General features: G+C 44.6%; 13 protein-coding genes. 7 read left to right on the plus strand and 6 right to left on the minus strand.

Annotation, left to right across the window (positions count from 1 at the left end):
* Nucleotides 1-63: 63 nt before the first annotated feature.
* Complete coding sequence (locus R7Z50_RS01420) at nucleotides 64-1,287, minus strand: HlyD family secretion protein (protein ID WP_054577755.1); 1,224 nt, start codon at nucleotides 1,285-1,287, stop codon at nucleotides 64-66.
* Nucleotides 1,287-1,613 (minus strand): MFS transporter, encoded by a 327-nt coding sequence (locus R7Z50_RS01425; RefSeq protein WP_017635162.1) that lies wholly within the window; start codon nucleotides 1,611-1,613, stop codon nucleotides 1,287-1,289. The genes R7Z50_RS01420 and R7Z50_RS01425 overlap by 1 nt, the downstream gene beginning before the upstream one ends.
* Before the next feature lie 107 nt (nucleotides 1,614-1,720).
* On the opposite strand from R7Z50_RS01425, the gene R7Z50_RS01430 reads away from it, so the two are divergent.
* Nucleotides 1,721-2,722: an AraC family transcriptional regulator gene (locus R7Z50_RS01430; RefSeq protein ID WP_053304538.1), complete on the plus strand. Its 1,002-nt coding sequence runs from the start codon at nucleotides 1,721-1,723 to the stop codon at nucleotides 2,720-2,722.
* An 86-nt stretch (nucleotides 2,723-2,808) separates the two neighbouring features.
* Here the strand turns inward: R7Z50_RS01430 and R7Z50_RS01435 are convergent, their stop codons facing one another.
* Together R7Z50_RS01435 and R7Z50_RS01440 are read right to left on the minus strand one after the other, a co-directional pair.
* Complete coding sequence (locus R7Z50_RS01435; RefSeq protein WP_065275176.1) at nucleotides 2,809-3,498, minus strand: hypothetical protein; 690 nt, start codon at nucleotides 3,496-3,498, stop codon at nucleotides 2,809-2,811.
* A gap of 12 nt (nucleotides 3,499-3,510) precedes the next feature.
* Complete coding sequence (locus R7Z50_RS01440; RefSeq protein ID WP_031777160.1) at nucleotides 3,511-5,052, minus strand: hypothetical protein; 1,542 nt, start codon at nucleotides 5,050-5,052, stop codon at nucleotides 3,511-3,513.
* Nucleotides 5,053-5,418: 366 nt separating this feature from the next.
* Between R7Z50_RS01440 and R7Z50_RS01445 the strand changes: the two genes are divergently transcribed.
* Nucleotides 5,419-6,111: a response regulator transcription factor gene (locus R7Z50_RS01445; protein WP_005373624.1), complete on the plus strand. Its 693-nt coding sequence runs from the start codon at nucleotides 5,419-5,421 to the stop codon at nucleotides 6,109-6,111.
* 3 nt (nucleotides 6,112-6,114) lie between these two features.
* Entirely contained in the window at nucleotides 6,115-7,437 is a 1,323-nt protein-coding gene (locus tag R7Z50_RS01450) for an ATP-binding protein (RefSeq protein WP_005373622.1), read from the plus strand.
* Here the strand turns inward: R7Z50_RS01450 and R7Z50_RS01455 are convergent.
* Nucleotides 7,418-8,074 carry a pyridoxamine 5'-phosphate oxidase family protein gene (locus R7Z50_RS01455; protein WP_064369367.1) on the minus strand — a complete coding sequence of 219 codons (657 nt, stop codon included), beginning with the start codon at nucleotides 8,072-8,074 and terminating at the stop codon, nucleotides 7,418-7,420. The genes R7Z50_RS01450 and R7Z50_RS01455 overlap by 20 nt on opposite strands.
* Before the next feature lie 100 nt (nucleotides 8,075-8,174).
* On the opposite strand from R7Z50_RS01455, the gene R7Z50_RS01460 reads away from it, so the two are divergent.
* On the plus strand, nucleotides 8,175-9,620 hold the full coding sequence (locus tag R7Z50_RS01460; protein WP_213915846.1) for a PLP-dependent aminotransferase family protein: 1,446 nt from the start codon (nucleotides 8,175-8,177) through the stop codon (nucleotides 9,618-9,620).
* Here the strand turns inward: R7Z50_RS01460 and yjeH are convergent, their stop codons facing one another.
* A complete protein-coding gene (gene yjeH / locus R7Z50_RS01465) occupies nucleotides 9,621-10,883 on the minus strand; it encodes an L-methionine/branched-chain amino acid transporter (protein ID WP_005373616.1) in 1,263 nt (420 codons plus the stop codon).
* A 327-nt stretch (nucleotides 10,884-11,210) separates the two neighbouring features.
* On the opposite strand from yjeH, the gene R7Z50_RS01470 reads away from it, so the two are divergent.
* From R7Z50_RS01470 to R7Z50_RS01480, 3 genes are all read left to right on the plus strand, one after another.
* Nucleotides 11,211-11,666, plus strand: a complete 456-nt coding sequence (locus R7Z50_RS01470) for an Lrp/AsnC family transcriptional regulator (RefSeq protein ID WP_005373615.1) — start codon at nucleotides 11,211-11,213, stop codon at nucleotides 11,664-11,666.
* Nucleotides 11,667-11,706: 40 nt separating this feature from the next.
* Nucleotides 11,707-12,621, plus strand: coding sequence for a LysR family transcriptional regulator (locus R7Z50_RS01475; RefSeq protein WP_017819875.1), 915 nt, complete (start codon nucleotides 11,707-11,709; stop codon nucleotides 12,619-12,621).
* A gap of 109 nt (nucleotides 12,622-12,730) precedes the next feature.
* Entirely contained in the window at nucleotides 12,731-13,345 is a 615-nt protein-coding gene (locus R7Z50_RS01480; protein ID WP_017819876.1) for a LysE family translocator, read from the plus strand.
* Nucleotides 13,346-13,450: the final 105 nt, after the last annotated feature.

A 13,450-nucleotide genomic window follows, 5' to 3' on the forward strand; every position in this document is an offset into this window, starting at 1 on the left:
GAAAAGGATATGTTTGGATACAAATGAAAAGAAAACCGCCAGCGTAACTGGCGGTTTGCGAGTTTAGATAGAGTAGAAGAAGTACAGTTGAGACTTCATTCGGATGATGATCCCGCGAATCACATCTAAGAAGGCCATGAAGCCTATCGGTTTTTCACCGCTGACCCATGCGAGGCCAACAGAGCCAACAGGGATGTCGTAGCCTTCTGGCTCATCAATCTTAAGACGAACAAAGTGGTGTTTGTTCTGTAAGTTCTTTCCAGTGGTGACACGTACGGAATCATCGAAACCCAGTAGATTACCTTGTGACTCACCTGTTGCTTCCACAATGCCTTCGACGGTCGCTGAGAAGATCTTACCTGGGTAAACGGACGAAGAGAATTCCGCTGGCTGACCCGGTTTGATGTTACGAATCGCCTGGTGGTTCACTCGCATTAGTACGTACTTTTCGTTGGTGTACATGTTGATACGCGGCATCATTGATACACGCTGACCTTCACGCAGGATAAAGTTGGTGACAAAGCCATCTGTTGGGGCATGAACTTTTGTGCTATTCAAATCCCATTGCGCTTTTGCAATTTGCTCTTCAGCTTGGCGCAGTTCGGCTTGTTTAGTTTCAACTGCAAGTTCCGCTTTATGAATCGCCAGTTTTGCACGGGAAATATCGACTTGTTTCTTCTTGATTTGAGACTCAAGGGTCAACACGTTGTGACGTGCCATATCAACCGCACTCGATTGTTTGTCGATATCGCTTTCCGTGATGGTGTTGTGCACCACTCGGTTTTGCTCAACATAACGATCTAGCATTTTTTTCTGCAATTTGTAGTCAACTTTCGCCGCTTCCAACTGGCTCTTTGATGTTTCTAGATCTTGCACTAGCGCTTCGTGGTTAGCTTCTTCAATCTCGATGTCGCCTTTTGCTGTAGCTAATGCAACGCGAGCAGAATCAGCGGATACGTTCGCTTGATTTAATGCGATTTTGTATTGCGTTGGGTCAAGTTCATAAATGAGCTGACCTTCTTTAACTTGCTGATTCGGCTCAATGTAAATGTGGTCAACTTTACCTTTTACATTGGTTGAATCTGGACGCAATTGGATGTGTGGTGACTGCACGACAGAACCGCCGGATAAATCCATCGGGGTGAAGTTAATCAAACCTACCCAGACGAACATTAGCCAACCCAAGCCGCCAAGATAAGCGAACGATTTGGTTGCTTTGTTCCAAGGCATGCCAACCAAACGCAACAGATAGATGAAGAGTGCCCATACCGCTAAACCTTCTAACATTATGCTTCCTCTTTTGGCTGTGTTTCTGTTTGCGGTTTACTTTTCCATGTATCACGCAGATTGATGATGGCTTTTTCCATATCAACGAATGCAAAGATCACGGCTAGCACCCAAACCCAGTGCCAGACAAACCCTATCCAGGTAAGCGCAGTGATGAGCCCTATCTGATGATGGTCTTTGCTGTGTGCTTTATTGATAGGTAATTCATGGATTTTCCAAAAGCCGTAACACGCGCCCGCGACACTCGCGATTAAAACGACAGCAGCGACAACATGTAACGCCGTATCTGCGCCTGTACCGACAAATGGGACACTCAGTAAACTCATTAAACACTCCTCTATCAAACTGTTGGCGTATTGTGATCTGAATTTGATTTACGGCTTTATTTGTGACAGATTCAATCACTATAGGATTAAATTTGATGTAATTGGTCATGAAAACGGTTCGATTTATTCGCGCGATGGGCATTCTAAACATGCATAACCTCGCGTTATCTAAATACAATTTGGACTCGGATGAGTTAGGGATCCCAGCATCGGTGTTTCGTAACCCAATGACACTGATCCCGCTAAAAGCCGTTGCGGAATGGTATCGTTGTGTTGAACAAGCTAGTGGTGACCCGGATGTGGTGTTGAGTCTCAGCCGAGGTATTGAACTGCAAAAGCTAGGGCCAGTGGGACGCTGGTTATTCTCCGGCAATGATTTAGCCAGTACCATTCGGCGAGTGAATTATGGTGTGAGCAACCTACAATCAGGGGCGTTTTTTGCTGGCGAACAGTCGGGTAAAATCATCAAATGGACTTACCACAACCCGTTTATAGAAACGTCAGTAAAGGTGCACGATAGTATCCGCTGTGCGGTATTTATGATTAAGGTGTTACGCGAATTTCTTGGCAAAGATTACCAGCCTTTACGTGTCAAGGTTTCAGGCTCGAGAAAAAATACTGAGCGATACCGGGAATATTTCGGCTGCGAGGTGGAATGGAGTCAGCCAAAAACAGAGATATGGATCCCGGGAGATGACCGACTAGCTTCTCGCCAAGTGAGCCATCGAGAAGACAGCCGTCTAGCGATGAGTTTTTCCGATTTGGATGATTTGCTTAATATGCCCGATCCAGAAGACGAGTTGAAAGTGATTTATGAAGTGGTGAACTACAGCAGCCATTATGGATTGCCAACGTTAGAGCGCGTGTCTTCTCTGCTTGATTTATCTGAACAGCAGTTTCAACGTCGTTTGCATAAATTAGGGCTCAATTTTTCGACGGTTTCTGGCTATGTATTGAGTAATATTGCAGCTGGTTTGTTGAGTAAGCGCGTGAGTATTGATGACATTGCCACGCGCCTTGGTTACACCAATGTGGCGAGCTTCAATCGTATGTTTAAGAAACATCGTGGATTAACGCCCAAGCAGTATACGGGAAGATTAGAGAAGTAGTGCTCCACTTATCTCTATGAGTACAAGCAATAAAAGCCCTCAAAGTTGAGGGCTTTGTTATTTTTTTGTGTCGTTTTATGTGGTGGCTATTTCTTAGGACGCCAACTTAGTGCACTTGCAACAGCGCCGATGGCAATTACATCCTTTTTTTGTTCGCTAAGTTCAGGGAGCATCTGTACCGCAATGGTACCGTTCGTCTGCACTGCGGCAATTTCTTGTGTGCCTTCCTTAAAGCTATAACCCAATGGAATGTCTACCGCCATCATGGCGTCAGGACTAGTATGTACAGTTTCTACATTAAAGTGGGTGCTACCAATACGCACTACGCCTGTCTCTTTTTTCTCAAAGCTGATGTCGATGAGAGCGGATTTTGGCTCCATCGCAAACTCACCGACTTTTTTACCATCTTGAGTAATGTCACAGGTGTAAGGATCATTCCCACCAAAATCGACGCCCATGTAGTTAACCGACATACCGCCTCCAGTGCAGTTCAAAAGCCAAGTTTCCCCGCTGTCGATACGAATCACTTCTGCGCCCATTGAACCTTCTTTGAAAGAGATACGGTTAAACCAACTTGAGTTAGAAGCACTGCGTGAATACTTGCCTTTGTACTTACCAGCAAAATCAAAATGGCCATCCGCACCGAATCCCCAAAAATCACCGTCGGTTTTGATCAGCATTTCTGGTTGTGCTTTTACGGCATCAGTACGATCCATGACGGCTAGGCCACCACAACCAGCAAGGAGCAAGGGAGCGAATAGAATAAGTTTCTTCATGTTTTTCATTTTTTATAGCTTGGTTACATCTAGGGTTTGGTCGGTGAATTGGATGTTCTGAATGTCGTACAACTCGTCAGTGCCTGTACTCGGGCACTCAACAGAAACGCTCTTTGCTTTGATAACAGTACATTCCGCCAGTTTGTGTGGCACTATATAGGTGTTGATACCGCCTTCACCATAAATGCTGTTGTCTTTGCTGTTGCCTTCAAAAGTATTGTTTTGATCATTACCGATCACATTCATCGCGTCGCCGCCAATGATCTTCACTTTTGTTAGCCACTGAGATTTGTAGGTGTACGCTTCTATCAAACCGTCTTTGTTGGGAGCCATACGGAAGGTAGGTACTGTGCCTGGACTTGTCTTTTCTGTGTAGAGCTTGACGCCCGCAGAGTCGATATTCGCGGTATATTGCAAGTATCCGTGGAATAAGCCACTGATCCAATCAACGGCTTGTGGATCTTGGGTTTGCATTTCTTCACGCGTTAACGCTTGGTAGCCATCTAAACCATGTCCGTTTGCTTTTGCTACACCCATGTAAGCTTCAAAAGCGGCAGCAAAATATTCGTGAGAATATGAAGGGCCCGTTTGTTTCACACTTTCAGGGTCGAAGTCGTCCGATTTCCAATCGTCCCAGTCATACTGAGTAGGGCGCCACACCGTCGGTTTGCCCGATTGAATATCGTTATAGATGCTTAACGCATGAGCTTGAATGTCATTTTGCAGTGCCGCAGTCGCCGTGTTAGGTGCAATACCTTGCGCTTGGACCAAGTGTAAAATTTCTTCAAAAGCGGCGTCTCGTTCGGCTTTTTTACCAAGATTGGCGCAGTAATCGGCAAAATTACTCATGTAATGGCAATCGCCTTCAACTGTCAGTTCTCGATACATTAAAGATTGGCTATTCCTTAGCCAGTTTGGTGTTTCTTTACTAGTTACTAATGTTGACGCGATAGATGTGACAAGTGTATCCATATCATCTTCGTTAAGTACCATCATGCTTACAACAAACTTTTCTAGAGAACTAGTATCAAAAGAGTGTGCTAAGCCCGAGCTTGTAACTGCATCGTTCAATTTGCCTTGGCGAATCAGTTCGTTGATAAAGATTTTGGTTAACATCTCATCATTCTGTTCGTCGTTTTCGGTCAGCATTAGTGTGGCATCACGCTCGGCTAATGTCTTAGCGATACGAGACTTGTCAGCACCGTACTTAGAGTCTGGTTGGTTTGTGAGAAGGTGTTGGATGATTTTGGCTGCACGAAAGATTTTTTCATTATTCGCACCGTCATCAACAGCCACAATGTGAAATGTATCGTTGTTGTTTGCTTCGGAAAGGGAGATTTTCACATAGTGGGTGAAGCCCGAATCAGCAGCCACTTTTAACTTGGCCGGAAACTCTGTAGAAACGACAGTTGGGATTGTGACAGTGCTCAATGTTGGCATTGGTGGTGTTGGAGGTGTCGTTGTCGATGGTTTCGAATTAGATTCACTGCCGCCACAAGCAGTTAGACTTATCGCGCAAAATATGGCTAAAGGTGTTAATTTGGAATATCTCATTTCATGTTACTCGTAGACTTTATTAGAGCAGGAAACTTAGAAGCAACATAAAGTCCTGTCTATATAAGCAAACTAAGTCATATATGTTGATATTGTTTTTTGGTAAGACCTATTATTCGATATATTTAAAAATATAGTGGATTTTTATTCCGAATTTTATTTTCTATGTGAAGCTATATTCTGATAATGAATAAAACCTCAGGTTATTGCATGGTTTTAGGGGTATAGAATGATTAGGATTATCGTATATGTATGGTTTGTAAGCGTATGTAAGCCTGCGTTTTATTAAAATTATCATTTAAGTAGGTTGCGCAGTATAGGACGAGCGATATACTCCCTCCATCATATTGGTGGAGTAAATGATTCATGGTGGGTAATACAATCTTACTGGTAGAAGACGACTCAGAGATTGCTCGATTAACCAAAATGTACCTCGAAGCCGAAGGATATACGGTAACTGTCATCGATAACGGTCAAAATGCATTAGAAACGATTAAGGGGCTCAAGCCGGACCTAGTGCTGTTAGATTTGATGTTACCAGGAAAAAATGGCGCAGAAATATGCCAAGAGGCGCGTAAGTTTTATCATGGTATTATCATTGTTTTGACTGCGACCGATGATGAAATGAGCGAGGTGAGCTTATTTAAGTTCGGTGCTGATGATTACCTTACCAAACCGATAAAAGGCAATATCCTTCTCGCCCGTATTGAAGCAGCGTTGCGTCGCTATTGTCGTCAAGTTGATATCGTTGAAGAAGAAAAGCTGAGCCGATATGGCATTAGTCTTTGTCTTCGTCGCTCCCAAGCATTTTATTTGCAAAAAGATATTGGTTTAACGAGCTCTGAGTTTGAAATTCTAGAGCTCCTGATGCTGAATGTCGATAAACCAGTATCTCGTGAATCATGTTGCCGTCTTGCCAGAGGCATTGAATACTGCATTACTGATCGTTCGATTGATATGCGTATATCCTCACTAAGGAAGAAATTCTCTAAGGCTCATATCCATACTGCTACCATTAAGACCATACGTCACCACGGCTATATGCTGACAGGTAAATGACGCATGTTTTCCCTGTTTACTCGTCTATATGTGGGGTTAGTTACTGGCCTTGCGCTGACTGTTGCTTTGTTTCTCTTTATGGGGGAAGAGTACATGCGCAAAACAGAAGTCGGTGTTTTTTTGAGTGACGGTGCTTATTTTGTCGATCAATACATTGAGCAACGAGGCACTCCGGATTCTCTCTACAAGAAGTTAACCGAAAACGGCAAGCAAGATTTCTTTATCTTTGATTTAACATTGGTTGAAAACTGGGACGGATCACCGCCTTGTCGAGATTGTAATCTGCTGTACCGTATGCAAGGGATACCTGTTTATCTTATTGATGGCAGTACCTATGCTGCGGTATTCCCTTTGCCTAACACTTCGAAGAGTTTAGTTTTCAAAGAAAAAACGGATTTCTTTAGCCCACACGTTGATTGGAATGAAGATTCTGAGATTGTATTTATACTTACTCTACTTTTGGTTGTTGTATGCAGTTTAGGCATTATGGTTTACATACCTGTACGACGTCTTGACCGCCAAATTCGGCAACTAACGGCTGCGCAACAACAATTTGGTTCTGGTGAGTTGAATACGCGAGTCGAGCTAAAGCAATTTTCGCAACCCGTGAAAGAGCTCGCCCAAGGCTTCAACTGCATGTCTGAAGAGATTGAGAGACGAGTGCGCCAAACACACATCTTTACTCAAGCTATTCCTCATGAAGTGCGCACTCCGCTGAGTCGTATTCAGCTAGCGACGGATTTAGCTCGACGCACGAGTGGTGAAATGCAGGCAGAGTTACATGACGATATTGAACGATACGTTGATGTCGTGACGGATTTAACGTCCGACATTGTCATGCTGTCTCGCTTGAGTGTGAAAAACCACTCATGGATCGATTCTGTTGAAACCATGGAACTGCCACTTTGGTGTAAAAGCCGCATGAATTACCTAGGCTTAGAGTCCGCCATGTTGAGAGCAGAAAATAAACTCGCGAACCAATTGATTCACTTTCAGCCTACTTTGGGTAACCTTGTCCTCGATAATTTACTGCAAAACGCCAAGCGTTATGGTGAGTCCTGCGTTGAGGTGACGATTCGAACGGTAGCGGATTGCTGGAGCATCGATATTGAGGACGATGGTCCGGGCATCCCTGAGGCGATGCGAGAAGAAGTATTTATGCCATTTTCGCGCTTAGACAAAAGCCGCAACGCCGACATGAAAGGCTTTGGTTTAGGGCTTGCCATCGCTACCAGTGCAGCGCGGCAACTGGGGTGGGAGCTTTCTGTCGGCGAGAGTCACTTAGGCGGCGCACGTTTTACGGTGCTTATTCCTGCCAACGGTTAGAGTAGGCACTGCGGTAGTCTGGCTCTGCGATACCTTCATACAAATCGTCACAAGCTTGCAGCGGACCTACGACGGTTTGGTAGGGTAGGACACCTGCCCAAACAGGGATGTCCATGTCTTCCGCATCGTCGTTGACGCCAAAATTGCTGATTTTCACCGATGCTTCTGTGAGTGGAATACGCAGCAGCATGGTGGCTTTGAGTTCTTTTTCATTACTCAAACGGATTTGTTCTGTTCTCCCCGGAGCGATCTGTTCAATAAAGTGATTCAGCAACCTGTCTTTCTCTTGGTTATCTTCCACCACCTCAAACTGGCCAAAGACCACAGCACTGCGATAATGCGCACTGTGGTGAAACGCACTTCGAGCCAATACCCAACCATCAAACAAAGTAAAGGTTAAGCACGTTTGCACTCCTTGTTTGAGTGAGCGTAACAGTCGACTGTTGTTGGCACCATGGATATACACGTAATCATCGACACGCCATGCCAGCATAGGGATGACCACAGGGCCTGACTCGTTGGTTATCGCAATATGAGCGATTAGGCTTTCATCTATGATGGCGTGCAGTTTGCTAACATCAGAGACGGCTTTATGTGCGCCTTTCTTAATTTCCGTTCTATTGGTGTTGGATAGCATTTTCTCTCCTTGCTTGCTCACGATTACGAGCGATTTATCCTCATTCTTTGATTGCAATGTAGCGTTTAACTGGTAGCTTAAAGAGAGCCAGTTTTAACTAATGGATGGATCCAGTTTGTCTTTGATTGATATCGGTGACCTACATTTAAAAGACAGTGAAGGAACGCGTCAGCAAGCGTTGTTTTTGGCTATTCGCAAGAAAATTGTTCAAGGACTGTGGGTGAAGAATGGGAAGCTGCCTTCTACGCGGAAGCTTTCACAAGAGCTTAATCTAAGTAGGAATACCGTGATTTCTGCCTACGAACAGTTAGTGGCGGAAGGGTACTTGAACAGCCAAAAAGGTTCTGGCTTTTATGTTGCCGTAGAACTGCCAGAGCAGTACCTGCCTGAACCTAGTTCAGTTCAGAGAGACTCATCACCGAAAGCTCACTTTGATATCAACCGCGCATTTGCACCGGGTGTGCCGGATTTGGACGCATTTCCGATGGCGCAATGGCAAAAGTTACTCACTCGCCATATGTCTCGTACTTGCTTGTTGGGGAATCAAGATATTCAGGGTAGTTGGGCATTGCGCTGTGCTTTAGCTGACTACCTCGCATCAAGCCGTTCAGTGAATTGTTCTCCAGAGCGCATTATTATTACCTCTGGGGCGCAGCAAGCGTTGTCGATTGCGACGATGGTAGTGCTCAAACAAGGTGATAAGGTTCTGATGGAGCAACCAGGTTACGCGCAAATGCGGAAGTTGATTCAGTTCCAAAACTATCAATTTGAGCCTTTGTTCGTAAGAGAGACATTAGGTTTTGATGTGGAAGCGGTGACCACAAGCGATGCCGATGCCCTGTATATCACCCCAAGCAATCAATATCCGATGGGCACCACACTCAATACTGAGCAAAGAGGGAAGATCATCAACTGGGCAGTCGAACAGTCACGTTGGATCATCGAAGACGATTATGACAGCGAATTCCAGTTTGCTCATCGTCCCTATACCAGCTTACAGGGGCTAGCGGCTCAAATGGGTCGAGATGAGCGTGTGTTGTATGTGGGTTCCTTCAGTAAAGTGATGTTTAACGGATTGCGGCTTGGCTACCTTGTAGCTCCTGAACGTTTAGTAGAGCAATGTTTGGTGGTTAAGGATGCGTTAAGTGGTGATTCGCCGACGCATACACAAGAAGCATTGGCAGATTTTATTACTGAAGGTGGGTTATTACGTCATATTCGAAAAATGCGTCGACTGTACAAAACTAAGCATGAACAGATGCATTTATCCATTCAACAGCATTTTGGCGACCGTGTTTGCGTCGTTAGCCAAGCGGCGGGGCTTCATATTACGTTGAAATGGCAAGACGGTATGGATGAGCAGCGTTTTACGAAACTAGCAGAGCATGAAGGGATCATCTTGCGACCTTTGAGCTATTATGAATACCCAGATTTTCAAGCACGTCACTGGCATGGTGCCGTGCTTGGTTACGGCAATATCGCGTTAGAGAACATAGACGCTGGTATCCAACGTTTAGCTCACATATTTCGAAATGGGAAGCGATGACTATTCAACTACACGTGTTTGTCGCTTATGTCGCCACTGTTTCCAAGGCAGTAAAAGTAGAGTAAAAATGCCAAGTGCATAAAACATTGACCAGCCTAAACATATAAAAACACCGGTACAAAGCAGTAGGGACAGTCCCGCAAGTGTTTTACCAAATCCTCGAAGCAATTTGAAAGCGGCTAACATCGCCAACATGTAAACCAGAACGAATACACTGTTCGCGAGTTTTAGGAAAAACTCCAGATCGAGCTGTGATAGGGTTCCTATCACACAAGATATCAATAATATGCCGCCAACTAATATGGTGGCTGAGAAAGGGACACCACGACGTGAAATCTTGGCTAGTGGACTAGAAGGACGATGTTCACGAGCTTGAGCCCAGACCATTCGCGCTAGGCTCTGTGTGTATAAGTTAACGCTCGCGAAACAAGCGGAGAAACCTATCAAGCTGATTATCCATTTGGCTCCATCGCCTAGTAGTTGGGCACTAAGCCAGGGGATGGATGCGTTATCAAATTGAGCGTTACCATACGCGCCAAATTTTAAAATAACGACAGAGCATGCCCAATAGGTAGCCCCTGCTACAAAACAACCGACCACAATGGCAATAGGGAAATCTCTTTGAGGGTTTTTGAACTCTTCCCCCATATGGGCAAAAGCCTCTATGCCAACAAAACACCAGAACATCACGCCTAACGCTGCGGTAATAGGCCAAATTGACTCTTGTGTGATGGCGGGCATCACAAGATCGGCGTTGTTAACGTCGCCTTTCCATAAAAATGCGCCAACAAGTGCGAAGACACTCAAAGCAATAAGAGTTTGTAAATGACCTGATGATTTTGTGCCCATCAAGTTGACGAACACAAGAAGTACTACCGTGAGAACTTGTGCAAACAGATTGTTGCTAATAGGCTCTGGCAATATTTGTTGTAGGAAGCCTGCGGCGAGTGCAATCGCGGCCGGAACCCCTACCGGAATGACACTAACAAATAGCCAAGCGACACTACTTTCCAGTTTGGCGTTAAAGGCTTTGCGTACAAAAAAGGCTGTTCCGCCCGCGTTGGGGTATCGTTTACCCAGTTGAGCAAAAGTCAGCGCAATAGGACAAATCGCGATGAACAATAAAATCCAAGCCCATAGTGAAAAATGGCCAGCTATACCTGCTGCGATAGCCGGGATCATAAACAGCCCCGTTCCCATTAATGTGGTGGATAACTGTGCGATACCTGATGTGAGTGAAATGTCTTTTTTGAGCTCTTCTATGCGAATTGATTCATCCAATGTTATGAGGCTTATTACGAAAAAGCTTGTGGCTTCTGGTTATTTCGTTTTATGTGTTTAAGCGATGCTATTTATGTGCTGAGTACTTAAGTTGGGAATTTGATTTCAATGTGTTATCTATTTTCTGTTGAAATGGATAACAGCACTCATCTCATGCCCACCAAATAGCATATCCAAAATGTTAATAACAAAATGATTTACTAAACCGTCAATATGACGGTTGTTTTAAATAATTCCAACAAAATGTTGGTTTCTTATGCAGTTAGAATCGGTATAGAATGAGAAAAATAAGGAAAGCTTGGTAACGGTATGGACAAGTTTGATCATAAGATTGTGGATCTGCTCAGGCACAACGCTCGGCTGTCGGTGACTGAAATTGCGGATAAAGTAAACCTTTCTCGTTCTGCGGTAACGGCCCGTATTCGTAAGCTAGAGCATGACAAAGTGATTCTAGGGTATCACGCTGAAATTGCGCCTTCGGGTGGGGATTCGATTTGCGCCTATTTTGCCTTAAAGTTCGATAAATCAACCTCTACGTATTATTGCGAATCATACGCGGACGAGTTATACAAAATTGATGGCGTAAAATGGTGTCATGCGATCAGCGGTGAGACGGACATGATGGTTTTTGTCGAAGTGCCTACGATGGCTCGCTTGAACGAAATCAGAGATCAAATTCAACGATATCCAGAGCTTCGAAACCTGATGACTCATACCGTCTTAGCTGAATTCTTTAACACGACTGGGAACCTGTTTGTGAAGTGACCATGAATGGATGCCATGTTGAAAACCCTTCTGAGCGAATATGTTAAACAACATTAATTTGAATCTACTTAGATCCTTGCATGTACTTTTAGAGGAGTGTCATGTCAGCCGGACCGCAGACCGTTTGCACATTACGCAGTCTGCCGTCAGTCGACAGCTTGCACAATTGCGCGATCTGTGTGGTGACCCACTGCTTATTCGTCAAGGTAATCAACTGATACCAACGCCACGAGCAATAGCGTTAAAATCAAAGCTTGATGCATTACTGGCTGAGTTTGACCATTTACTCGATGACCAACCTTTTGAGCCGCGGCAGTGGCAAGGTGAGCTTGTTATTGCTTCTAGTGACTACGTGGCGCAATACGTATTGCCCGATATTGCCTCTCACTTGGGTGAACAAGCGCCACAGTTAGATATGGCGTACCGACTGTGGCAACCCAACTTTCTTGATAAACTTCATGAGACGGGCATCCATATCGCGTCTTCTATGTATCCAGAAAAACCACAGAGTGTGTCGAGCGTTAAAATTGGTGAGGATTCATCAGTTTGTTTGATGAAATCTTCTCATCCGTTAGCAAAGCAGGACCAGATCAGTATTGAAGACTTGATTTCATATTCACACATCAAAGTGACTGGCGGCGGAGACAAAGATTCCTACACTGATTTAGCATTGAAAGAGCTAGGGCACACCCGCCACGTTACCTTTAAGGTTCCATTCTTCTCTGCTGCGATCAATCGCTTAGTTGCAAGTGAGCACCTGATGGTGGCTCCTGAACATATTGCCGTTAACCTCGCTAAGCATTGGGACTTAACCCATAAAGCATTACCACTCGAAACACCTATTCATCAATATTGGTTAATGTGGCACCCCAAATACGACACGGATCCTGCGCATAAATGGGTGCGAGAAGAGATTCGCTCAGTAATGCAAATTTCTGAATATTCCATTCGCTAATACGTACACCGTTTAGCTATGACTTGAAGTCATGATTAGTATGAATAACTTTGATTTCTAATTATACCTCTTCCGTTGATAGAGTGAGCTTCAAAGAGGGGAGATTCTTATGACACTAACAGTTTGGTTATCACTTTTTACCGTGTGTTTATTAGGGGCTATGTCACCAGGTCCCAGCTTAGCTATTGTCGCTAAGCACTCGTTGGCTGGTGGACGTATCCATGGATTAGCTACGGCTTGGGCTCATGCGTTTGGCATTGGTATATATGCGTTTATTACCTTGATTGGTCTCGCTGTTGTTTTGCAGCAAAGCCCGATGCTGTTCAAGACGATTAGCCTTGTGGGTGCGGCATATCTTGCGTATTTAGGGTTTAATGCTTTGCGTTCAAAAGGTGGTGTGGCTGCGAAGTTGGAGTCAGGTGAGGAGACAACGGTAATCCAGTCTGCGCGAGAAGGCTTTTTTATCTCGATTTTAAGTCCCAAAATTGCTTTGTTTTTTATCGCATTATTCAGTCAGTTTGTCGCGCTCGGTAATGATTTGAGTAATCAGATGATCATTGTTGCCACGCCGTTTGTTGTGGATGGGCTTTGGTACACCTTTATTACCCTAGTGCTATCGAGCTCTAAAGTCGTTGACAGAATTCGCTCTAAGGCAGTGTTGATTGATCGTTTGTCAGGGGTAGTACTCATGCTGCTGGCTCTTAGAGTGGTCGTAACGGTATAGACAAGCTCGCAAGACAGAAATACTAAAAGCAGCCCGTGTGGCTGCTTTTTTGTCTACTCTCAGTAACCCTTACACAATTTACGTAATTCTGACGCTAAACGTTGC

It is taken from the genome of Vibrio sp. 1249-1 (assembly GCF_033340495.1).